At 70.2% G+C, this 21,419-nt stretch carries 23 protein-coding genes and 2 pseudogenes; 9 read left to right on the forward strand and 16 right to left on the reverse strand.

The genetic code is table 11. From position 1 onward, the window contains the following. Positions 1–8: 8 nt before the first annotated feature. Together ABGA98_RS34815 and ABGA98_RS34820 are read right to left on the reverse strand one after the other, a co-directional pair. Positions 9–668, reverse strand: coding sequence for a class I SAM-dependent methyltransferase (locus ABGA98_RS34815; RefSeq protein WP_347622679.1), 660 nt, complete (start codon positions 666–668; stop codon positions 9–11). Continuing rightward, entirely contained in the window at positions 665–1,846 is a 1,182-nt protein-coding gene (locus tag ABGA98_RS34820; RefSeq protein WP_347622680.1) for a cytochrome P450, read from the reverse strand. Before ABGA98_RS34820 ends, ABGA98_RS34815 begins: the two co-directional genes overlap by 4 nt. Positions 1,847–1,932: 86 nt before the next feature. Between ABGA98_RS34820 and ABGA98_RS34825 the strand changes: the two genes are divergently transcribed. Continuing rightward, positions 1,933–2,541 (forward strand): helix-turn-helix domain-containing protein, encoded by a 609-nt coding sequence (locus tag ABGA98_RS34825; RefSeq protein WP_347622681.1) that lies wholly within the window; start codon positions 1,933–1,935, stop codon positions 2,539–2,541. A 207-nt stretch (positions 2,542–2,748) separates the two neighbouring features. Here the strand turns inward: ABGA98_RS34825 and ABGA98_RS34830 are convergent, their stop codons facing one another. From ABGA98_RS34830 to ABGA98_RS34860, 7 genes are all read right to left on the reverse strand, one after another. Beyond that, complete coding sequence (locus ABGA98_RS34830; RefSeq protein WP_347622682.1) at positions 2,749–3,414, reverse strand: response regulator transcription factor; 666 nt, start codon at positions 3,412–3,414, stop codon at positions 2,749–2,751. After that, on the reverse strand, positions 3,411–4,610 hold the full coding sequence (locus ABGA98_RS34835; protein ID WP_347622683.1) for a histidine kinase: 1,200 nt from the start codon (positions 4,608–4,610) through the stop codon (positions 3,411–3,413). The genes ABGA98_RS34830 and ABGA98_RS34835 overlap by 4 nt, the downstream gene beginning before the upstream one ends. A gap of 83 nt (positions 4,611–4,693) precedes the next feature. After that, positions 4,694–5,119: a hypothetical protein gene (locus ABGA98_RS34840; protein ID WP_347622684.1), complete on the reverse strand. Its 426-nt coding sequence runs from the start codon at positions 5,117–5,119 to the stop codon at positions 4,694–4,696. Positions 5,120–5,772: 653 nt separating this feature from the next. Continuing rightward, entirely contained in the window at positions 5,773–6,450 is a 678-nt protein-coding gene (locus ABGA98_RS34845; RefSeq protein ID WP_347622685.1) for an alpha/beta hydrolase, read from the reverse strand. A 55-nt stretch (positions 6,451–6,505) separates the two neighbouring features. Continuing rightward, complete coding sequence (locus ABGA98_RS34850; protein WP_347622686.1) at positions 6,506–7,024, reverse strand: pyridoxamine 5'-phosphate oxidase family protein; 519 nt, start codon at positions 7,022–7,024, stop codon at positions 6,506–6,508. Positions 7,025–7,142: 118 nt separating this feature from the next. After that, positions 7,143–8,849 carry an RNA polymerase subunit sigma-70 gene (locus ABGA98_RS34855; protein ID WP_347622687.1) on the reverse strand — a complete coding sequence of 569 codons (1,707 nt, stop codon included), beginning with the start codon at positions 8,847–8,849 and terminating at the stop codon, positions 7,143–7,145. Positions 8,850–8,958: 109 nt separating this feature from the next. Continuing rightward, positions 8,959–9,150 (reverse strand): hypothetical protein, encoded by a 192-nt coding sequence (locus ABGA98_RS34860; RefSeq protein ID WP_347622688.1) that lies wholly within the window; start codon positions 9,148–9,150, stop codon positions 8,959–8,961. A 276-nt stretch (positions 9,151–9,426) separates the two neighbouring features. Here ABGA98_RS34860 and ABGA98_RS34865 point away from each other — a divergent pair, with 276 nt between their 5' ends. Next, a complete protein-coding gene (locus ABGA98_RS34865) occupies positions 9,427–10,017 on the forward strand; it encodes a DinB family protein (protein ID WP_347622689.1) in 591 nt (196 codons plus the stop codon). A 666-nt stretch (positions 10,018–10,683) separates the two neighbouring features. Here the strand turns inward: ABGA98_RS34865 and ABGA98_RS34870 are convergent. After that, the gene (locus ABGA98_RS34870; protein WP_347622690.1) at positions 10,684–11,778 is read right to left on the reverse strand and encodes a helix-turn-helix domain-containing protein; all 1,095 of its coding nucleotides are present in this window, start codon (positions 11,776–11,778) and stop codon (positions 10,684–10,686) included. Positions 11,779–11,917: 139 nt separating this feature from the next. Here ABGA98_RS34870 and ABGA98_RS34875 point away from each other — a divergent pair, with 139 nt between their 5' ends. The 3 genes and pseudogenes from ABGA98_RS34875 (at position 11,918) to ABGA98_RS34885 (ending at position 14,208) form a co-directional block, all read left to right on the forward strand. After that, the gene (locus tag ABGA98_RS34875) at positions 11,918–12,847 is read left to right on the forward strand and encodes an NADP-dependent oxidoreductase (protein ID WP_347622880.1); all 930 of its coding nucleotides are present in this window, start codon (positions 11,918–11,920) and stop codon (positions 12,845–12,847) included. A gap of 288 nt (positions 12,848–13,135) precedes the next feature. Continuing rightward, positions 13,136–13,461 (forward strand): annotated as a pseudogene (locus ABGA98_RS34880) (Tn3 family transposase); the annotation flags it as partial. 223 nt (positions 13,462–13,684) lie between these two features. After that, positions 13,685–14,208 (forward strand): annotated as a pseudogene (locus ABGA98_RS34885) (DUF4158 domain-containing protein). Here the strand turns inward: ABGA98_RS34885 and ABGA98_RS34890 are convergent. The 4 genes from ABGA98_RS34890 to ABGA98_RS34905 form a co-directional block, all read right to left on the reverse strand. Beyond that, on the reverse strand, positions 14,148–14,663 hold the full coding sequence (locus ABGA98_RS34890; RefSeq protein WP_347622691.1) for a hypothetical protein: 516 nt from the start codon (positions 14,661–14,663) through the stop codon (positions 14,148–14,150). The pseudogene ABGA98_RS34885 and the gene ABGA98_RS34890 overlap by 61 nt on opposite strands. Continuing rightward, positions 14,660–14,911 carry a hypothetical protein gene (locus ABGA98_RS34895; protein WP_347622692.1) on the reverse strand — a complete coding sequence of 84 codons (252 nt, stop codon included), beginning with the start codon at positions 14,909–14,911 and terminating at the stop codon, positions 14,660–14,662. Before ABGA98_RS34895 ends, ABGA98_RS34890 begins: the two co-directional genes overlap by 4 nt. Positions 14,912–15,235: 324 nt before the next feature. Further along, positions 15,236–15,823, reverse strand: coding sequence for a YdeI/OmpD-associated family protein (locus ABGA98_RS34900; protein ID WP_347622693.1), 588 nt, complete (start codon positions 15,821–15,823; stop codon positions 15,236–15,238). Further along, the gene (locus tag ABGA98_RS34905) at positions 15,820–16,203 is read right to left on the reverse strand and encodes a VOC family protein (RefSeq protein WP_347622694.1); all 384 of its coding nucleotides are present in this window, start codon (positions 16,201–16,203) and stop codon (positions 15,820–15,822) included. The genes ABGA98_RS34900 and ABGA98_RS34905 overlap by 4 nt, the downstream gene beginning before the upstream one ends. A gap of 100 nt (positions 16,204–16,303) precedes the next feature. On the opposite strand from ABGA98_RS34905, the gene ABGA98_RS34910 reads away from it, so the two are divergent. The 3 genes from ABGA98_RS34910 (at position 16,304) to ABGA98_RS34920 (ending at position 18,288) form a co-directional block, all read left to right on the forward strand. Continuing rightward, a complete protein-coding gene (locus ABGA98_RS34910; protein WP_347622695.1) occupies positions 16,304–17,278 on the forward strand; it encodes a WYL domain-containing protein in 975 nt (324 codons plus the stop codon). Between the two features lie 359 nt (positions 17,279–17,637). Further along, complete coding sequence (locus tag ABGA98_RS34915) at positions 17,638–17,760, forward strand: hypothetical protein (protein WP_347622696.1); 123 nt, start codon at positions 17,638–17,640, stop codon at positions 17,758–17,760. Between the two features lie 153 nt (positions 17,761–17,913). Further along, on the forward strand, positions 17,914–18,288 hold the full coding sequence (locus ABGA98_RS34920; RefSeq protein WP_347622697.1) for a hypothetical protein: 375 nt from the start codon (positions 17,914–17,916) through the stop codon (positions 18,286–18,288). A 192-nt stretch (positions 18,289–18,480) separates the two neighbouring features. Here ABGA98_RS34920 and ABGA98_RS34925 read toward each other — a convergent pair whose 3' ends face one another. Continuing rightward, positions 18,481–19,680 carry a hypothetical protein gene (locus tag ABGA98_RS34925; protein WP_347622698.1) on the reverse strand — a complete coding sequence of 400 codons (1,200 nt, stop codon included), beginning with the start codon at positions 19,678–19,680 and terminating at the stop codon, positions 18,481–18,483. 114 nt (positions 19,681–19,794) lie between these two features. Here ABGA98_RS34925 and ABGA98_RS34930 point away from each other — a divergent pair, with 114 nt between their 5' ends. Beyond that, entirely contained in the window at positions 19,795–20,937 is a 1,143-nt protein-coding gene (locus ABGA98_RS34930) for a zinc-binding dehydrogenase (protein WP_347622699.1), read from the forward strand. Between the two features lie 19 nt (positions 20,938–20,956). Here ABGA98_RS34930 and ABGA98_RS34935 read toward each other — a convergent pair whose 3' ends face one another. Then, the gene (locus tag ABGA98_RS34935; protein ID WP_347622700.1) at positions 20,957–21,388 is read right to left on the reverse strand and encodes a nitroreductase family deazaflavin-dependent oxidoreductase; all 432 of its coding nucleotides are present in this window, start codon (positions 21,386–21,388) and stop codon (positions 20,957–20,959) included. Positions 21,389–21,419 lie beyond the last annotated feature (31 nt).

The raw sequence follows: 21,419 nt of genomic DNA on the forward strand, positions 1-21,419 counted from the left end.
GACGCCGCTCACTCATCGCCATCGCGCAGGGCTGTACCGGTGATGTGGAAGGAGACCGGGGTGCGCGCGGGCGGGAACAGGAAGCGGTCCAGGCGGTCGATGCGGAACCCGGCCCGCCGGAGTTCGGCCTCGGCGTCGCGGCCGAGGTGGCAGCCGCCGACCACGCGCGGCCAGATGGTGGCGTCCAGCACGTCCTGCACCCGGGCCAGACCAGACGTGTCGGCGCGTACGTGCTCCAGGAAACGTAGCTGCCCGCCGGGCTTGAGCACCCGCCGCGCCTCGGCCAGCGCCGCGCCGACGTCGGGCAGCGAGCACAGCACCATGCAGAACACCACCGCATCCGCGCTGTGATCGGCCGCGGGCAGGTGCTCGGCCACGCCGGGCACCACCTCCACGGGGACCGCCGTCCCGGCGGCGGCGGCCTGAGCCTGCGCGCGCAGGCGCGGCTCCGGCTCCACCGCAACCACGAGCGTCACCTCGGCCGGGTAGTACACGAAGTTGACGCCGTGCCCGGCGCCCACCTCGACCACCTCACCGGACAAGCCGGCCAGCAGCTCGCGGCGGCGTTCGGTCATGCCGCCCCGGTCCATGCCGGCGGCCATCGTGGGATAGATCCGGCCGAACAACGGCCGCCGCTTGCCCGTCTTGGCCGCGTTCACGCCGGTCACCAGGTCACCGGCAGAGCGGTCAGCCCGCCGGTCAGCGTTCGCTTGTCGAAGGCCAGGTCCTCCACCGCGCAGCCCAGCTCCAGAGTCGGGAAGCGGGCGGCGAGCTGGGAGAAGACGACCTGCAGCTCGATGCGGGCCAGCGGCGCGCCGACGCAGTAGCGGGCGCCGTGCCCGAAGGCCAGGTGCGGTACGGCGGGCCGGTCGACGTCGAACCGGTCGGGATCGGCGAACACGCCGGCGTCGTGGTTGGCGGCACCGGTGTCGAGCAGCACCAGGTCCCCGGCGCGGACGCGGACGCCGGCGATGTCCAGGTCTTCCCGGGCGTAGCGGGGGATGCCGCCGCCGCCCAGGCCCGGGGCGCGCAGGATCTCCTCCACGGCGGCGTCGATCCGGGACGGGTCGTTGACCAGGGCCTGCCACTGGCCGGGGCCGGCCAGCAGCCACAGCACACCCTTACCGATCGCGGTGACCGTGGTCTCGTGCCCGGCGAACAGCAGGAACATCCCCATCGCGGCAGCCTCGTCGTCGCTGACCCCGTCGGTGGCGGCCAGCCGGGAGATCACATCGCCGTCCGCATCACCCGCGGCCCGCTTGCCGGCCACCAGCTGCTGCCCGTAGGCGAACAGCGCGCCCAGGCCCTGGGCCGATCGGGTGCGGTCGGTGATGTCCGCGGCGTCCTGCGTCCAGGCGCGGAACTGGTCGCGGTCCTCGTACGGGACGCCGAGCAGCTCGCAGATGACAGCGATCGGCAGCGGCAGCGCCAGCGCGGCGTGCAGGTCGGCGGGCGGGCCGGCGGCGGCCAGCTCGTCGAGCAGCCGCGTGGTGATCTGCTCGATCCGGCCTCGCAGGGCGCGCATCCGCTTGGGCGAGAAGTGCGGCTGCAGCAGCGAGCGCATCCGCCGGTGGTCGGCCTGCTCGGTGTCGAAGCCGCCCTGAGGGCCGCCGAACAGCTCGGATTCGCCGGTACGGGAGGCGCGTTCAGGCTCGGGGTGGGCACGGCCGAGCCGGGCGTCGTCCAGCAGGGCGCGCACCTCCGCATACGCCGTCACCTGCCAGCCGGGATCGCCGACCGCGGTGCGAATGGCATGGATGGGGCCCGAGGCCTGCAACCGGCGCAGCAGCGGCGGCGGCTCCAGCGGGCCGGGCTGTTCGAACGGCAGCTGTACGGGATCGGACACAGCTCCTCCTCAAGTAGATGAAAATTTGTATACTTGGATGTATAATAAGCTACATGTATACTTTGACTTCTACAAGTGGAGGCCGGATGAGCACCGAAACAGGCCAGAGCCAGTACGAGGCCGGACCGGCTCAGCCGGTGCGCAGGCTGCGCCGCGCCGAGCGGCGTGAGCAGATCTTGGACGCGGCCACCCGCGCCTTCGCCCGCGCCGGATACACCGCCACCGGCCTGGACGACATCGCCGCCGAGGCCGAGCTGACCCGGGCGATGCTGTATCGGCACTTCGACTCCAAAGCCGACCTCTACCGGGCCGTGCTGGACCGCGCGTGCGCGCGGCTGGCCGAGGCCACCGGCGCCGACAACTTCGACGACGACGCCATCCCCGCCCTGCTGCGCGCCGCCGCGGCCGACCCCGACGGCTTCCGGCTGCTGTTCCGCCACGCCGCCCGCGAGCCCGACTTCCGCGACCTGATCGACACCATCACCGACGCCTCCCGCGAGGTCGGCCGCCGCAACCTGGCCCGCGTCATCCCGGAAGGGCCGTGGCTGGACTGGGCCGCCAACCTGATCCCCGCCTTCACCCTGGAGGCCGTCATCGCCTGGCTCGACGCGGGCCAGCCCGACCCCGACCAGGCCGCCAACCGCATCACGGCGGCCGTGCACGGCGTCATGGCCGCCGCCCACCCCACCATGTGAGGGAGACTGGTGCCCGGCTCCTCTGCCGAGGCGACGATCGCCGTGGTACCCGCTGGCGGCCACGCGGACTGATCGCCCCTGAGAAGAAGATCAGCTCCCGGTCGGAATCCCCCCGTCGTCGGCCAGGACTCGGTGGAGACCGGCCTCCGACGGATGCCGGCCCTCAGCTTGCGGGCGATCGTCGGTGGCTGACCTTTGATCCCGATGTCACGAGCCGGGCCGTACGAGGCCGCTCTCGTAGGCCAGGATGACCAGCTGGACCCGGTCGCGCACGTTCAGCTTGGCGATGGCCCTGGTGATGTGGGTCTTGGCAGTGAGCGGACTGATGACGAGGCGCTCGGCGATCTCGACGTTGGACAGGCCGAGCGCCACGAGCTTGACCGCCTCCAGTTCGCGGGAGGTGAGGGCGGCCAGACGCTGCCCCGCGCTGGGCGTGAGGTCCTGCCGGTGGGCGAACTGCTCGATGACGCGGCGGGTCACTCCCGGAGACAGGAGCGCGTCTCCGCCGGCGACAGCGGCGACCGCCCGGCGCAGTTCGGCGGGTTCGACCTCTTTGGTGAGAAAGCCGCTGGCTCCGGCGCGCAGGGCGGCGAAGACGTGTTCGTCGGTGTCGAACGTGGTGAGGATGATGACGCGACAACCCGGAGTGGCCGGGTCGGTGACGATGCGGCGCGTTGCGATGATCCCATCCGTGCCCGGCATGCGGATGTCCATGAGGATCACATCGGGGTGGGTGCTCGCGGCCAGCCGTACGGCTTCGTCGCCGTCATGGGCTTCGCCGACGACCGTGATGTCCCGTGACCGGACCAGCAGGCTGCGGAAGCCGGCCCGTACGAGTGCCTGGTCGTCGGCGAGGAGCACCTTGATCGTCATGCCGTCGAGCCTGCCACAGGGATGTCGGCCCGCACGGCGAAGCCGCCGGGGACCGGCCCCGCGGTGAGCACGCCCCCGAGTGCGCTCACCCGCTCTCTCATGCCCGCCAGGCCATGGCCTTCGGTGACCTCGGCGCCGGCCGGGACGCTGCGGCCGTCGTCGGTGATCTCGACGGTGACCGAGCGCGGCGCGTAGTTGATCGTCACCTCGGCCTTGCGCGCGTTCGCGTGCTTGAGCGTGTTGGCAAGCGACTCCTGTACGACGCGGTAAACGGCGATGGCGGGAATGGCGGGGACGGCCGCCGGGTCGCCGTGCTCATCGAGGATCACCTCAAGCCCGGCGGCGCGGGCTTCGGAGATGAGAGTGCCCAAGGAGGCCAGATCGGGCTGGGCCGCGGTGTCGCCGGGGCCGTCGCGCAAGACCGCGATGAGAGAGCGAAGGTCGGCCATCGCCCGGTTCCTGACGTCCTTCGCCAGGCGTAGCGCGGCGGCGGCCGCGGCCGGGTCCTCCTCCAGAGCGTCGGCGGCGACATTGAGCTGAACGCCCACGACGGCCAGCGTGTGGGCGATGACGTCGTGAACCTCGTGCGAGACGCGCAGCCGTTCCTCGGCGGCGCGGGCACGGCTGTCGGTTTCGCGCAGCCGTTCGCGCCAGCGCATCGCGGCGGCGTAGGTGAGGCCCGCGGCGATGAGGATCGCCAGGAGCAGTCCTTCCCCCACGACGTGAATCAGGTAACGGGTCAGGTTACGGTCCACGATCCAGCGGGCGTCGACCGCGGAGTAGGCCAGTTGGGCCAGGCCGATGGCGGCGACCCAGCGTACGCGCGGCGTGGTGGAGGCGGTGAAGTAGGCGACCGCGGCGGGCCAGATCCAACCGGCGGGAGGCCAGTGCCCGGTGAGGTGATAGGCGAAGATCCCGCCGATCGACAGCAGCAACACGGTCATCGGCCAGCGGCGTCTGACCAGCAGGAGCGCCCCGAGCAGCAGAGCGAGAGGGATCGTGCCCTCCCAGGGGTTGCGCACCCCGGTGGCGAGGGCTACGGCGACGAAGAACACCAGGGTGAGGACAGCGAGCGTGATGTCGGCGATCCAGGCGAGGTGCCGGACAGGAGCGGGTACGCGGCGCGGGGGCGGTTCGGCCATGTAGGAGGCCTTTTCTCGAGGGGTGACGGGCGCGATGCCGGGCAGCGTCGCCATGTTCGCCTTCCGTGGCCGGGTGGACCGGCGGACGCACTGCGGAAGTGCTGGATCTGTTGACCTGCCCGGATGGGAAGGTTCGATCAGACGTGGGTGACCAGGAGGGTCACGCCTGCCTCGCCGCCACAGTCGACGAAAACAGGACCGACGCCGTTACCGATCTTGGGGGCGAGGGTCGCCTTCGCGACGAATCCCTTCGGGTTGTCCTCAACGATGCGGATGTTCTGGAGCACTGGGTGCTTCCTGTCGAGCCCGGCGAGCACGGCCTTGAGCCCTTTGCCGCCGCCGCAGTGGCCGGTGATCGTCACCTCCTGGCCTCGCTTGGTGGTGGGGTTGGGGCTGACCCGAACCACCGCCCTGGCGCCCTTCGGCGGCTTCGGCGCGGCCGTCGCAGTGGCGGCCGCCTGGCTGGCCGTGCCGGCCTGGGCACCGGCCGGCGAGCCGGCCGCTCCCAGCAGACCGGCCGTCAGGCTCAGCGTGGCGATCGCAGTCATCATTCTCTTGCTCATGGCGATTTCTCCAGTTCTCATCCGGCTGTGTCGAGGAGAAACGCTAGACCGGGTCGTGGCGGGAGCGCGTCGTCCGTTGATCGTCACTTGACCGTGCACCGTTCGCCGTACGCACTGCACCGGAGGGAGTAGGCATCAGGCCTCAACCGGCCGCACGAGGCCGAGACCGTCAGGGCTTGAGGACGGGCAGCCCTACGTGATCGCCGCCAGGTCCACGACGTACATCTCGTTCCTGATCGGGTAGGTCATCAGCCGGTCGAGGCCGCCGTCGGGGATCGCCATGGTTCCTTGCGCATCCGACCGCGTGTCGTCCCTTCGGTAGTCACGTTCCAGACGGCCGAAGGGACGAAGATGTTGCATCGTTCGGCGAACGTTTTCCCGGGGCCTTGTGGGACAGCCCACGACTTCCAGGCTCACCCCGCCCGCGTCGTTCCAGGCGATCAAAGTGCCGCTGTCGTCGTGTTCCAGCACTTTGGTGGCGGCCTCGCTCTCCGCGATCACCAGATCGGTCAGCCGCGGTCGGTCAGGCCGGCACCGGCGCCGAAGGCTCCGCAACAGACCGTTTCGTTCGGTGAGCGCATTTCCGCAGGTGCACCGTACGAGGCGTGCTCGGAGGGGTTGGCGTACGTTCCGGTGCCGACGCACGCGGGTTGTTACCGTTCGGTCTGGTAGGCCTCGAGTCGATCGGCCAGCTCCCTGGGGTGGCTGAGGGCGATGGCGTGGCCGCCATCGATCTCGTCTGGGGCGATGCCGAGGCGTTGTTCGACGACACCGCGCATGAACTCCGCAGGGAAGAAGCGGTCGTCGCGGCAGAGCAGGACCTTCGTCGGCACCGCGGGCCACGCTTGAAGCGGCCATGGCTCCAGGAAAGGGGTGACGGACTGATGACGGGGCCGCTTGATCACCTCTGCCGCCAGGGCGGGCGGCACGTCGTGGAGAAAAAGGGCGATCTCGTCGTCGGGTGCCCGTCCGTCCCGTTTGTCCTGCTCGTGTCGGGCCTTTTCCCAGCCGGTGTTGGCCCACCACTGGCCAGGCGACTCACCCGGCAAGGGGATCATCGCTGTCAGCAGCACCAGTAGATCGACCGGGACCCGATCGCACACCAGAGGAGCGGAGAATCCGCCGAACGACTGGGCGACCACGACAAGGTCGGTGCGGTCCCCGATGGCGTCGATCACCACGTCGGCGTACTCGGACAGCCCGGCCGAGTCATCGTCGCAGGGCAGATCGGGCACCACCACGTCGTGGCCGCGCGCACGCAGTTCGGCGTTCAGCAGATGCCAGTACCAGGAGTCGGACGCGGCGCCGTGGATCAATACATAAGTGGTCATGATGAGCTGCCCTCCTGATAGTGATGACGGCTGGACCGACTTCCGGTCCCCCTGGTCACACCCGGCCCCGACGTTCGAAATCCCGCATGCTGGTGCCACCGGGCAGTCGTGTCTGGAAATCCAGAACACCGACCCAGGCCGGCCGCACGGCGATGCGGACCATCTTCGTGTCAGGGTGATCGACTTCCGCCAGCTGGGCGGCGGCCTGCTCCTCCCCGCCGTAGCGGCGCAGGGCCAGCGCGTACTCCGGGACGATCCCTGCGACATCGGTGACAGAGGCCCGCCCACGGATCAGCAGCGCCTCCGGCGGGGTGGAGGCGACGTCGATGGTGATGGCGACGTCGGGCCTGGCCCGCAGGGCGCGAACCTTGGCGCCCCCGAACGTCGAGAGCACCACCTCAGTCCCGGTCCAGTGAAACAACATCGGGAAGACGCGCGGCGTACCGTCCGCCGCGACATACGCCACTCGCGCCAGCTCCTTGGAGAACAACAGACGCTGCGCCACGTCACTGCCCAGCAGGCCGACATCACCTTGCGGCAGCGCCATCACATCGTCGCGATTCCCGGTTCCCATCAACAGCTCCTCACCGTCGTCGGCCGCGCGTATCGCGGCCGTCCGTTGTTGAGACGGTGAGGCGGCCGAAAAGGAATCACCGCCCTGGTCGACGATCGAGCACTGGGGTGTCCGGAAACTAGGGCAGTGTCAGCGGCAGATCGAACGCAGGGAACACGCGCGGCTGGAAGGCGGTGATCTCGGCGATCTTCCCGTCCTCGACCCGCAGCACGTTGAGCACCTGAGCCCGGTACTCCCGGTCTCCCGGCACCCGGACGTACCCCGCCGCCGCCGGCTGCCGGTTCGCCCGGGTCGGCACGCTCCGCCACTGTGCCCGGTACAGCGGCGAGTCGGGTCCGAGGGCGTGGGCGGCGAAGTCCGTGACCGCCTGGCGACCGGAGAACCAGAAGGGAAGCGGAGGCATCGTCATCCGCACGTCTTCGCTCAGCAACTGTGCGAGCGCAGCGGTGTCCGCCTGCTGGTGGGCGTCCATGAAGCGCTGCAGCAAGGCCCGCTCCTGCGCGGTGGCGGGCGTTGACGCCGCCCACTCCTCTCGACGCCGCGGGAGGTGGATCTTCAGGGTCGGCCGCGCCCGCTGCAGAGCGCTCTTCACCGAGGCGACACTCATCCCCAGCGCCGCGGAGGACTCCTTGGCCGACCAGCCGAGCACGTCTCGAAGGATCAGCACCGCACGTTGCCGGGGAGGCAGGTGCTGGATGGCGACCAGGAACGCCAGTTCGATGGTCTCCTTGCCGACCGCAGCGGCGTCCGGCTCCGTGTCGTCTGCTGCCATCGGCTCCAGCAGCCGATCCGGGTAGGGCTGGAGCCATCGGATCTCATCCGGCGGCGCCTCGCCCCTATCGCCTGCCCGTGCGGCCTCACGCGGGAGCGGATGGCGCGGATGCCGGTCGAGGAAGTCGAGACAGGCGTTCGTCGCGATCCGGTAGAGCCACGCGCGGAATGTGGAACGACCCTGGAAGCTCTCGCGTTTGCGCCACGCCCGCAGGAATGTTTCCTGTACCAGATCTTCGGACTCCTCGAACGAACCGACCATCCGGTAGCAATGCACCTGCAACTCTCGCCGATACTGCTCGACCAGCCCGCCGAAGGCCGACTCGTCAGCTTTCTGGGCGGTAGCGATGGTTACGGCTTCACCGGCCCGGCTGACTCCATCCCCTTCGGCTTCTCCGAGCTGCCGCTTCGGGCTGCGGCTGCTCATGCCGTCGCCCCGGCCCCTGCTGGCTGCGGCGACGGTATCGGAGAGGTAGCGGTGCAGGGATGTCTTGGGGATGCCGGTCTTGGCCGCGATCTGGCCGAGGGAGTCGCCCTGGGCCCTGAGCAACTGAGCATATTTGATCTTGTCGGCCGGGTGGGCTACAGGCCGGCCCACGTGTCGGCCGCCCGCTTCGGCGACGGCGCGGGCGTGGGCGGCGCGCTCGGCGGTGAAGGTCCGTTCCATCTCGGCGAACAACGCGAGCAGCTGGAAAGCGATACGGCCCATGCCCTCGTCGGCGGCGTTGATGGGGAGCGGGTCGGCCAGCGAACGCACACCGATGCCGCGCTCGGACAGCTCGTGCACGAGGTTCAGAACCTCACGGAGGTTACGGCCGATCCGGTCCAGAGCATGGACAACGACCGTGTCGCCAGCGCGCGCGTAGGCCAGGAGCCGATCGAGGCCGTCCCGGTCGGCGGTGGTTCCGGTCTTCTTGTCGACGAAGATCCGCTCGTCCGGGATGCCGGCGGCGGCCAGGGCGTGGAGCTGACGATCGAGGGACTGTTTGGTGGTGGAGACGCGGGCGTAGCCGAGATCAAGTCCCCCCTGGGGGTGATCATTACCAGTTCCCACTCCGAAATCGTACCGAAAGTCGGCCCCGTACATGCCTTCTGGAACAGTTGTCGTGGGACCGGCCTCGGGGAACATTGGTCGGCAGGGACACCCTGGCCGCGCCGTACGGTCACCCCTTGGTCGAGCGCGGCCCGCTCGGCGGGCTCCAGGCCGGACGCGCGGAGAAAGCCCGCGACCTTGCCCGGCATGTCGAGGGTGAGAAGACAATCGGGTCCTCGATCCCGGCCTCGTCCAGGGCGAGGTTCTGCCGGGAGGTCGACTGCTGGTCGGTCGAGACCCGCTTGTAGACCAGGTTCGCCACCGAGGGCCCCTTCCCTACGGAGGATCGGAGCCCATCTGTCATCAAACCCTGCCAGCAATCGCCATCGGATCTGATGGGATTCGCGCCGCCACCCCGTTCGGCCCCACGCCCTCGCGGCCGCCAGAGGCCGCCGACGGCGCCCGCTCTTCGCCCCGAGGCAGTGCCGTCCGTGAGAGTGAACAACGGCGGCCATGGCCAGGCCTCGGCTCTGCCAGTCGTTGCGAACCATGTACGGAAACTTGAGACCACGAACAGCCCATGGCAGGCTCATGCCGCATGATCGATGAATTCGCGAAAGACAACCTGCACGGGAGACTGCGGCGGGACCGCAAGGCGCTGCTCTGGAAACTCGACGGCTTGTCCGAATACGACGCCCGCCGACCTTTGACAGCGACCGGGACCAACCTCCTCGGCCTGGTCAAACACGTGGCCACCGTCGAGGCCAGGTACTTCGGCGAGGTCTTCGACCGCCCTTCCCCGGAACCGCTGCCACGGTGGCAGGACTCCAACGGCAGCGATCTGTGGGCGACCGAGGACGAGACCCGCGATCAGATCATCGGGTTCTACCGGCGCACGTGGGAACACTCGGACGCGACGATCAACGAGCTTCCCCTCGACGCCCCCGGCCACGTGCCGTGGTGGCCGGAGTCAACGCCGGCCTGGCACACGAACCTGTTCGCCATCATGGTTCATGTCCTCGGCGAGTCCACCCGGCATGCCGGGCACGCCGATATCCTGCGCGAGGGCCTCGACGGCCGGACCGGGTTGCGCGCCGAACACGAGAAGCAGATCGACGAAGAAGCCCGTGCAGCCTACTGCGCGAAGATCGAGCAGGCCGCCAGGACGGCCGCACCAATCACGGCTTAGTTAGACATACCAGGCAGCCTGACATCAGCTCCAACTACCGGCACTTGCGATTTCCGAGCACCCCGGCCACCTGATATGCCCGCGTCACCCGATGTGGGCGTTCAGTCCACGCCTTCGTCGTCCTCGTCCAGCTCGGGCGCGTCCGGGTCGCGCAGGGCGCCAGCCGCATAGAACCGTGTCCAAGCGCCGCACTGCAGGCCGCCTCGGTGACGTGCGACGCCGACGAGCTGACGCACAGCAGCGCCGCCCTGCCCGAGTTGGTCGAGGCCGCCGTCCGCGCCGGCGAGCCGTCGCGCACCGCCGCCGCGCTGGAACGGCTCAGCTCCTGTGCCCGTGCCAGCTGCACCCCGCTGGCGCTCGGGGTGGAGGCACGCTCACGCGCTGACCACCACCGGATCCGCCGCCGAGGACCTGTACCGCGAGGCGATCGACCATCTGTCCAGATGCCGGTACGCGACCTTTCTCGCCCGCGCCCACCCGCTCTACGGCGAGTGGCTGCGCCGTGAGGGCCGGCGCCAGGACGCCCGAGAACAACTCCGGAGGCAGGGTGGCGCTCGATGTCTCCGAGTCGCTCAGCGAGGGGTCATGAGTCCGTCACAGTGCCGCATCTCACACGATGCAAGTCTCGGCAGCAGGGCAGGCCCGCTCTTGCGTGAGAACGACCTCTCAGCGCCCAGGTCCTGATGCTTCCCTGACGTCGCCCGCGGCCAGATCCGAGACGCGGAAGGTGCGCCGGTACGCCGACGGGGCCACCCCCGTCTCCGCTGCCAGGTGCCGCCGCAGCGAGGTGGCGGTGGCGAAGCCGACCTCGTGGGCGACCCGTTCCACCGGCAGGTCGCTGGACTCCAACAGGTGCCGCGCCCGCCTCAGCCGCTGCTGGGTCAGCCAGCGGCCGGGGCTCATGCCGGTCTCTTGCCGGAAGCGTCGGGCGAAGGTACGGGTGCTCATCGCCGCGTGCGCGGCCAACTCCTCCAGCGACAGCGGCAGTTCCAGCCGCTGCAGCGCCCAGTCGCGGGTCGGTCCTGTGCCGGTTTCGCTCGCCGGCGGCAGCGGCCGCTCGATGTACTGCGCCTGCCCGCCGTCCCGGTACGGCGGCACGACGCAGCGGCGGGCGACCTGGTTGGCGACCTCGCTGCCGTGGTCCTGGCGCACCAGGTGCAGGCAGATGTCGACACCGCTCGCCGCTCCCGCGGAGGTCAGTACGTCACCGTGGTCGACGAAGAGCACGCCGGCATCCAGCTCGACCCGGGGGAACAGTTCCCGGAAGATGTCGGTGAGCTCCCAGTGGGTGGTGGCTCGGCGTCCGTCCAGGAGACCGGCGGCGGCCAGCAGGAAAGCGCCGGTGCAGATGGACACCAGGCGGGTGCCGGGGCGGACACGGGACAGGGCGGCCAGGGCCTGCGGGTCCGGGGCGGCGGCCGAGGCCGGCGAGATCCCGTACGGAGGGATGATCACGGTGTCCGCCCCGGCCAGCGCCTCGGGACCGTGCCCGGGGGTGACGGTCAGGTCCGCGTCGGTACGTACGGGCTGCCCGTCCACGCTCGCGGACAGCACCTCATAGCGGCCATCGGCGGATCCCAGGACCCGATGCGGGATGCCGAGTTCGAAGGGGTAGACGCCGTCGAGGGCAAGGACGACGACCTTGTGCGCGCCGGGCCGCGGGGCCGGGTCCAGTTCGGCCGCGCGATCAGCGAGGTCACGGGCCCGGGCGGACGCGGGAAGGGCGCGGGGAACGCGGTGGACGGCAGGGTCGATGGACATGGCAAGAATGTATCGGAGGCTGACCTTCTTGCCATCGCCCTGGGCCAGACCGTAGGACCAGGATCGAGGCATGACTCCGACGGACACCCCTGACAATCTCAGCTCCCCGGACCTCGCTGCCCCGCACAGCGCCCCTGTGATGCTCGCCCTGCACCAGACGGCCCTCGGCGGCCCTGAAGTTCTGCGGTTGACCGAGCTTCCGCGACCCGCGCCCGGCCTTGGGGAGATCCTCGTCGCCGTGCACGCGGCCGGACTCAACCCCACGGACTTCAAGCACCGCGCCCAGAGTGTTTTCCTGCCACCCCCGCCGCTGATCCTCGGCTGGGACGTCTCCGGCACCGTGGTGGAGACCGGCCTGGGCGTCACCCTCTTCCAGCCCGGTGACGAGGTGTTCGGCATGCTGCCCTACCCGTATGGGGCCGGCTCCCACGCCGAGTACGTGACCGGCCCCACCCGCGCCTTCGTCGCCAAGCCCACCGGGATCGACCACATCCAGGCGGCCGCTCTGCCGCTGGCCGCGCTCACCGCCTGGCAGGCCCTCGTCGAGACCGCGGGCCTGCGGGCCGGGCAGCGGGTGCTGATCCACGCCGCGGCCGGCGGTGTCGGTCACCTCGCCGTACAGATCGCCAAGGAACGCCGGGCTCATGTCACCGGGACGGCGAGCGCCCCCAAGCATGCGTTCCTGCGCGAGCTCGGCGCGGATGTCTGCATCGACCACCGCTCCGAGGACTTCACCGACACCGAGGAGCGCTACGACGTCGTCCTCGACGCCCTCGGCGGGGAGACCGCCACCCGTTCCGTGGGCGTGCTCCGCCCCGGCGGCGTCCTCATCTCCCTGGTGCCTGGCGCCGAGGACACCCGAGCCGCGGCCGGGAAGGCACAGGTCCGCGCCGTCACCCTGATCGTTGAGCACGACCAGGCCGGGATGCGTGCCATCGCCGACCTCGTCGACCGGGGCAGGCTCCGCGCCCACGTCTCCGCCACCTTCCCCCTCGCCGAAGGCGCCCGGGCCCACGTACTGGCGGAGACGGGCCGCACCACGGGCAAGCTGGTCATCACCGTGCGCTGAGGCAGAACGGCTCCGGCGCAGGCGGTGGACGTGTCCCGTGCCGAGCGTGCTCCGACAGTCCGCGCCCACGCCTCAAGACGGCAGGGTACTCGAACCTGACGCCCCTCCCGCGGCCGGGACTCCACCGGGCCGTCGGTGTGCAGCAGCCGCGTCGCACCTGCCGGGCGTCGAGTTCGACAGCCTCGAAGTCGGGGCCACCCCATGCCCTCTACAGGCGCAAATCCAACCGACCGTAAAGGTCCAGCTCAGCAGCGGTTTGGCGGCTCATCGCGGAGTTCTTAACGGCACCCCCGCTTCGCCGACCTGGGCGACCAGCGGTTCTGGCCATCGTAGGCGCCCGGCAGCAACGCTCCGGGCGACTACGGGCCGTTGGAGGCGATCGCCCGCAACAAGATCAACCGGCAGAAGATTCACACCCGGTGGTCGGACATGACCCGCGTCGCCGGGTCCCTGGTGACCAACCAGGTCCGCGCCTACGACCTGCTGCGCATGTTCGCCCGCAACGGGGCCGGCCCACCCCGCTCGGGCAGGCGTTCGCCGAGTACGGCCGCACCGACAAGACCCTGCACCTGCTGTCCATCTTGGACCCGATCGACGACACCTACCGCCTCTCCGACGGCGGTGGGGTGGACGAGGAGAGGGTGTAGACCGCAGGCTTGCGGCCACGGCGATCGTCCCCTTCCGCCGAAGCTTTCCGGCCTCGCTGTAGCTGGGGAAATATCCAATGGATTTGCCTGACTTGCACCGATACGGGCCTGTTCCGTTTGTTGATCACTTCCGCTACGGTTCGTACGGTCCTGACCGGCGTCGGTGTGGGGGTGGTCGATGTCGACCCGGATGTTCTCCGAAGACCAGCTGGAGCGGTTGCGGTCCTACCCTGATATCGGCCGCGACGCTCTGCTCCGGTACTTCACCCTGACCCCCGCCGACGTCGCCTTCATTGACCCCGGTCGCGGTCGGGGCCCGACCGACCGCCTCGGCCTTGCCGTCCAGCTCGCCACGTTGCCCTGGCTGGGGTTCGTACCGGATGAGGTGGGCTCGGCTCCGCCGGTGGCCGTGGCCCGGCTGGCCGAGCGACTGGGGTGGATTCGGCCGTTCTCGCCGAGTACGGTCAGCGGGAGCAGACACGCAGCGATCACCTGCGGTTGATGGCCGGCTATCTGAGCTGGAAGAGCGCTCCGGCCGGGAGCACGGCGATGAAGGAGCTGGAGCAGTTCCTGCTGGACCGGGCCATGGAACACGACTCGCCCACGTTGCTGTTCAACCTGGCCACCGAGAGTGATGGGCGCCGGGCCGGCGGTCAGGGCCGGGCGTCGGGGACCGATGTACCGGGCGTGAGCGGGCGCGCGGCGGCGGCGTAGGTGGCGAAGTCGGCCACCGGCGCCGCCGCGGCGGCGTAGGTGGCGGTGCCGCGCAGCCGGTCGGCTTCGGCGCGGGCGGCGGGCGAGAGCGGCCGGCGGGTCTTGTGCGGACACGGCCCGCCCCCGCCCAGCCGGGCGCGGGCGGCCAGCACCTTGGCCTCCAGCGCGGCGACATGCCCGGCCGCCTCGATCACCACACCGGCGTGATCGACGGCCCGCTCATGCGCGGCCAGCACCGTCCCGCCCGCCGTGACCACCTCCAGCACGCCGCTGCCCAGCCGGTGCCCCACCCCCATCACCTCACCCGCGTGCCCCGGCGGCACGGAGTAGAAGTTGCCGCGGAAACTCACCAGCGCCTGCGCCGAGACGACCCGCTCGACCTCCAGCACCGCCGGGAACGCCTGCGCCGGCAGCGGCCTCAGCGCCTCGCGGCGGGCCAGCTCTGCCACGCTCACCCGGCCGCCATCGATCTTCCGGATCCCGGCCGCAGCCCCCGCGCCCGCAACGCCCGGGTGAAAGTCGAATAGCCACCGGCATAGCCCAGGCCGACCAGCTCGACGAACAGCGTGGTGGCCCACATGTGCGGATCCCCCGTCTCGGCGTCCAGCCGCAGCCGGCAGTACTCGGCGTACGGCTCGAACGGATCAGTCCCCGCCGGGTGGCCCGGAGGTGAGACTCCTCCGGGCCACCCGGCGGGGGTCACCCTCGCGGCCTACGCCGTCGGCCCGTACCTCTTCTACGTCGGCCAGTTCGCTCTCGTCGTCCAACTCGCCGTCATGCGCCGGATCAAGGTGTGGACGCCCTTCCTGGTCCTGTGCGACCTCATCATGCCGAACATCGACAAGGACCTCATCCCGCTCGGCGACATCCTCCTGCTCGTCTCCTTCGCCTCCATCTCCCCCGGAGTCACCTCTCGTTCAGTTCCCTCGGCTGCTGAGCCCGTCCCGGCCCTGGTACGAGGAAGCGCACCGACCGGCAGGCCACCTGGCCCGCCAGTTTCGCGGTTGTTACGCCAGGTGGATTCGCATCAGACGTTTGCCACGGAGGTCGTAGTGGGAGCCTCCAGCTTGGCGATCACCGTGGCCAGGCAGGTGGCCCTGCCGCGGGGGGTGCGGGTCTTGGCCAGGCGCAGGATCACCGCGTACTGACCCGTCCTGCCCAGGCCGTCGTAGGCGGCTTGGGCTTGGGGATGCTGCTCCAGCGCCGCGACCAGATCGGGCGGGGCGGTGGCGGTGCGCTGGGAGGGGTAGGCGGCGCTCCACCGCCCGTCCGCCTGCGCGCAGGCGATCTCCGCGGCCCCCGGCGGGCGCATCCGCCCCTCGGCGATCAGCGCCTCTGCCTGCTCGACGTTCACCTGCGACCACGGGCTGCCGGTACGGCGCCGCGAGTACCGCTGCAGGTAGAACTTCTCATCGAGGGAACGGCGGTGGCTGTCGATCCAGCCATAACACAGGCAGGCGGCCAGCGCCTGCGGCTGTGTCACCGAGGTCGCGCCCGACCCCTTCTTGGCGATCTTCAGCCAGACGCCCGTCCCCGCGTCGTGGTGCTCAGCCAGCCAGGATTCCCACTGGGCGGCGTCGTCGAAGGTGACGACCGCCTCCTCCTGCGCGCTCATTGGGCCGACTCCACGACCTTCAGGTAGTGCGCGTTGTGCATGATGCCCAGGATGTTGCCAAAGGGATCGATCACCGAGGCGGTCACGAACCCGGGCCCGCGCTCGGTGAGCGGGTCGTACACCTTCGCGCCCATCGAGACGAGCCGCTCCAGCGCGGCCGCCACCTCGTCAACGTGCCAGTACACGATCGCGCCCGCCGGGCCGCTTGCCGCGCCCTTGGGGGCGTAGCGGCTGTCGATCAGGCCCAGCTCGTGCTGGAAGTCACCGACACGGAACTCGGCGTATCCGGGCCGCTCGAAGTAGGGGGTCATGCCCAGCAGTTCGGTGTACCAGCGGACAGCCTCCGCGTGGTCCTCGGCCCAGTAGCTGATGGTGGACATTCCGCGCAACATGTGTTTCTCCCGCGCCGTTCGGTTGATAGCTGAATAGTAGATCGTTAATAGGTCAGTGAATGTCCTAGCAGTGCGGCAGAGTGAAGATATGCGCGATCCATCTGGACGACTGCTGCAACTGCTGTCCCTGTTGCAGACTCCCAAGGAGTGGCCCGGCACCGAGCTGGCGGACCGGCTCGGCGTCACCACCCGCACCATCCGGCGCGACATCGACCGGCTGCGCGAGTTCGGCTATCCCGTACACGCCAGCCAGGGCAACATCGGCGGCTACCGCCTCACCGCCGGCAAGGCCTTGCCACCGCTGCTGCTGGACGACGAGGAGGCCATCGCCATCAGCATCGGGCTGCGCACCGCCGCCACCGCGGCCGTCACCGGGATGGAGGAGCCCTCGCTGCGCGCACTGGCCAAGCTGGAACAGGTTCTGCCGCAACGGCTGCGTCACCGGGTGGCCGCGCTCTCCCGCGCGAGCGTCATCCTGCCGCCCGCCCCGGGACCCACCACCGACGCCGAGGCCCTGGCCGCGCTCGCGGCCGCCTGCCCCATCCACGAGAGGGTACGTTTCGCCTACACCACGGCCAACGGCCGGACCAGCGACCGCCTGGTCGAGCCACACCGGCTGGTGGCCTCGGGACGGCTGTGGTACCTGGTCGCCTTCGACGCCGAGCGCTCTGCCTGGCGCTCGTTCCGCCTGGACCGCCTCACCGACGTACAGCGCACCGGCGTCTACACCTCCGCCCGAGAGCTACCCGGCGGCGTCGATGCCCTCACCTGGGTGACACAGGCGATCGCGGCGGGCTCCATCCGGGCCACGCTGCTCCTGCACGCGCCGATCGAGCGGGCCGCCGAGCAGGTCCCAGCCTGGCAGGGAGAGCTGGAAGCCGTCGACGAACACACCTGCCGGCTGCGCACCCACCCCGACACGCCCCACTATCTGGCCTACCGCCTGACCCTGCTGCCCATGGACTACACCCTGCTCGACCCGCCGCTCCTGGCCGAGCACCTGGCCTCGATCGCCGAGCGGGCGGCCAACGCCATTCGCGACTTCCCGCGCAAGACCAGTTGACCCAGACGTCGCTGAGACCGAGCAGCCAGGATGAGCGGGTCGAGCCGAGATACGAACAGAAGCGGCCAACAGTCGATCATGTTCGTGATCTCGGAAGCAGACGGGGCCAGTTCCGGAGCCCTGGAGTGCGGAAACTCGGAAGCACAGCCTGGAGACGACTTCCGAGATTGGGCCCATCTCGGAAGTGCCCCGGGCTTGGCGTCGCACGGCCGGGCTCGGACACCCTCGACGTTGTCGCAGGCCAGAGGGCTCAAGATCCACCCATGGCCGGAACTTCCCTTATCTCGGCTGGACCCGTCGACGACCCTCGCCACCCTGAACATCGAGGGCTACTGTTTCGCTGCCGGATCGAATCGGTGATGCTCGGTGCGATCACCGAGATCCTGATCGCCGCCGGGTTCGGCTTCACCTTCCAGCCCGAGACCGAGGTGCGCCCGGCGATGCTGCTCGTCCACTCTCGATCGGCGCCGGGCAACTACTGAGACCCGTCGAGGAGCCCGCCGCTACGGCCGGCTCGGGGGCGGTTCAGCGGTCACGGCCTCCCGAGCGCCGGGATGGGTCCAGGGCTGGCCGATGCCTCGGTACTCCTCGACCGGGATGGGCTGGACGCCCTCGCGCATGCGGCTGGTGTACAGGTGGTCGAGTCCGTGGGCGACCAGGCGGACCAGGTGGTTCGAGTCAGGGACGCCTACTACACCGAGCTCGCCGTACGGGCCGCGCCTCACCTTGATGGCAGCGCCCAGCGGCAGTGGCTGGGGCGGCTGGACGAGGAGGTGCTCAACCTCAGGGCGGTGTTGGACTCGACGGGGTCCCCGCGACTGGTCGAGGCGCTGACCTGGTTCTGGTACCTGCGAGGAAGACACCAGGAGGGGTATCGGCACACCAAGGGAACGGCTTGGGGTTCGGGGTTCGCGATGCTGGCGGGCGCCGTACATATCGACTCGACGGAGTTCCCGACGCCAGGTCACGCTGGTTCCTGGCGCACGCCTGCCTGCGCTTCGGGGACGTGAGCCGGCGACGGTTACCAGCGCAGTTCCTTCCGGCACTGGAGCGACGCCAGTGGTTCTTGCCCGGCGACAACATGAGCGTCAATCGTTCAAAATCGGCCCTCCCCGCCTGTCGGTGAAACACCGGGAGGGCCGTTTCGGTGTGGAGGTTCACACCGCGTGCTCACATGACGTGGGACAGAGGACGACGTCTAGCTAGCCCGCGCGCAGCTCGGCCGCCACCGCGCGTTCCCGCAACTGCGCCGCCTCCGCCCGCGCCGCGTCCAGTTCGGCCCGCACATCCTCCAGCCGCACCCGCTCCAGCCGCAGCTCTCCCCGCAGCCGATCGCGCTCCTTGACCGCCGCGTCAGCCCGCGACTTCTCACGCGAGGCCAGCTTGTGCTCCCGGGACAGCGCGGCCGCCGACTCCTCCTCGAGTGCCGCCGTCTTCGCGGTCAGCCGCTCCACCTCACCGGCGGCCTGCGCCGCCTCCTGGAGCGCGACCGCCCGGTCCCGCTCGGCCGCGGCTGCGGCCCGCTCCGCCTTGACGGCCCGCTCCACGGCCCGGTCGCGCTCCTGCGCCGCCGCCTCCTCCCGGGCCCTGGCGCCGACTGCCGCACGTTCGGCCTGCTCCCGAGCACGCACGGCCGCCGCCGTCTCTTCCCGCGCGCGGTTCCGCTCCATCCGTGCCTGGCCGGCGGCCTGCTCAGCGCGTACGGCCTGCGCCCCCGCCTCGGCGATCTGCCCTTCGGCCAGCTCCACCCGCTCCGCGAGCTCTCGAACGGCCTGGTCCCTGGCCTCTTCGGCCAGCTCCACCTGGTGGGCCGCCTCCTTGGCCTGCCGTTCGGCCAGCTCCGCGCGCCGCTGCGCCTCCTCGGCCGACTGCAGCGCCTGCCGCTCTGTGCTGGCCGCCTCCCGCAGGGCCGCCAGCGCCTGCTCGCGGGCCCGTTCGGCATCCGCCAGCGCGGTGTCGCGCTCGTGTTCCGCCTCCTCCAGCCGTGACCGCATCTCGGCCGTCTGCCTGCGAGCGTGCTCGGTGGCCTCACGCGCCAGTCGTACCTGCTCGAACGCCTGCTCCCGCTCCGTGCGCGCGATCGCCACCCGCGTGTGCGCCTCCGCCTGCACGGCGCTCAATTTCGCCTCGACCCCCGCAGGGCTCAGCTCGTCGGCCAGCGCCCGCGCCAGAGGCTCGATGGCCGAGGCCAGCCCGCTCTCCATGCGGTCGTACAACTGCTCGGCCCTGGCCAGCGCACCCTCGAGCCCCGGCGTGGCCCGCCGCAACTCCCGCTCGCGCTTGGCGGCGGCCTGGCAGTCCTTCTCCGGACAGTACGCCCGTGGCCGGCCTCTCCCCCGCCGCTGCTCGATCGCCGCCCCGCAGTGCTTACACGGCGTCACCAGGTTGGTCTCTTGTGTCACTGCAGCAGTCTAGCATTTTGTATTTTCTAGAAATTACAAATCAAAAATTCCTGTCCCTTGCGTTCGAACGCAGTGTCTCCAACTTGCGAGAAGGCAGAATTCCCGCAAGTTGACGTGCGTTCGAGTCGGGACGCGCACTCCGGGCCGGATATCCGCCCGCTCCCCGCGCTCGCCTTCCCCGCCACCGCCGGACCAATGCCGGCCGCCACCGCGGCGGTCGCCCCCGCCCGCGACCCATACCTGCTCTACCTAGGACGCCTCGGCAGCGCCGACTCCCGCCGCGCCATGCAGATTTGCCTGGACCACCTCACCCGCATGATCACCGGCGACCCGCTCGACGACGCCGCCATCACCGGCCAAGGCCAGCCCTGGCATCACCTGCGCTACGAGCACACCGCCTGGATCCGCGAGCAGATCGACCAGATGGACTGGTCCCCCGCCTACCGCAACAAACACCTGGCCGCGCTGCGCGGCGTGCTCAAGGAAGCCTGGAAACTCGGCCTGCTCAGCACCGACGACCACCAGCGGGCCGTCGCCCTGGCCCCGTTCGCCGGCCACCGCGAGCCGGCCGGCCAGCACGTTCCGGACACCGTCATCGGCGCCCTGATCGCCGCCTGCGACGCCGACCGCTCCCCCGCCGGCACACCCACCGGCGCCGGGCTGCGCGACGCGGCCATCATCGCCGTGCTGGACGCCTGCGGCCTGCGCCGCGCCGAACTCGTCGCCCTGCAGCACGCCGTGCGCTCGGGCCAGCGCGTGTTGATCCATGCCGCGGCCGGCGGGGTCGGCCATCTGGCCGTGCAACTCGCCAAGCACCTCGGCGCGTACGTGATCGGTACCGCTCGTAGGTCCAAGCACTCTTTCGTACGCAAGCTGGGCGCCGACGAGATGATCGACTACACCGAAGAGGACTTCGCCGAGACGGTCCGCGACGTTGACCTGGTCATCGATAGCATCGGCGGCGACTTCGGGGCGCGTTCCCTGCGGACGTTGCGGGACGGTGGCGCTCTTGCCCGGCTCAATCCGGAGCCTGACGAGGACTTCCTTCGCCAGGCCAGGGAGCGCGGCATCTGGGTGGGCTTCGTCCTCGTAGAACCGGACAACGCCGCGATGGCGACGATCGCCGAGCTGGTCGAGGCGGGAAAGCTGCGCGTCGAGGTCGGCACCGTCCTGCCGTTCGAGCAGGCGGCCAAGGCACATGAGCTCGGCGAGACCAACCGCACCATCGGTAAGATCGTGCTCACTGTCGCCGGATGACCGGATCCGCCTGCCTTGGTCAGATGTGCTCCAGGACGACCACGGGGATCTGCCTGCGGCTCCTGGCCTCGTAGGTATGGTAGACCGGCGCGAGCGCGGTCATCATGCGCCAGAGCCGCTCCCGTTCCGGCCCCTCAGTGGTACGCGCGCGGGCGGTGAAACGCTCGCCGAGGATCTGCACGCCGACCTCCGGGTTGGCCATGATGTTGAGATACCACGCGGGATGCGTCTGCGTGACGGCCGAGCCGGACGCGACCAGGATGTAGCGGCCGTCGTCCTCCCCGAAGAACAGCCCTGTGCGCAGCCACCGGCCCGACTTCCTGCCCTTGACGGTGAGGACGAGGTTGGTCATCCCTCCTTCCAGGTAACCGTCACGGCCGTCCGTGGCCAGGTAGCGGCGGACATGTTCGGCGACCGAGCGGTCGGGGCTGTCGGCGGCGTCGTCCCACATCACCGGTCTCCCGCCGTCATACCCTGGGCGA

The organism is Nonomuraea sp. B1E8, from assembly GCF_039871515.1.
Classification (GTDB): Bacteria; Actinomycetota; Actinomycetes; order Streptosporangiales; family Streptosporangiaceae; genus Nonomuraea.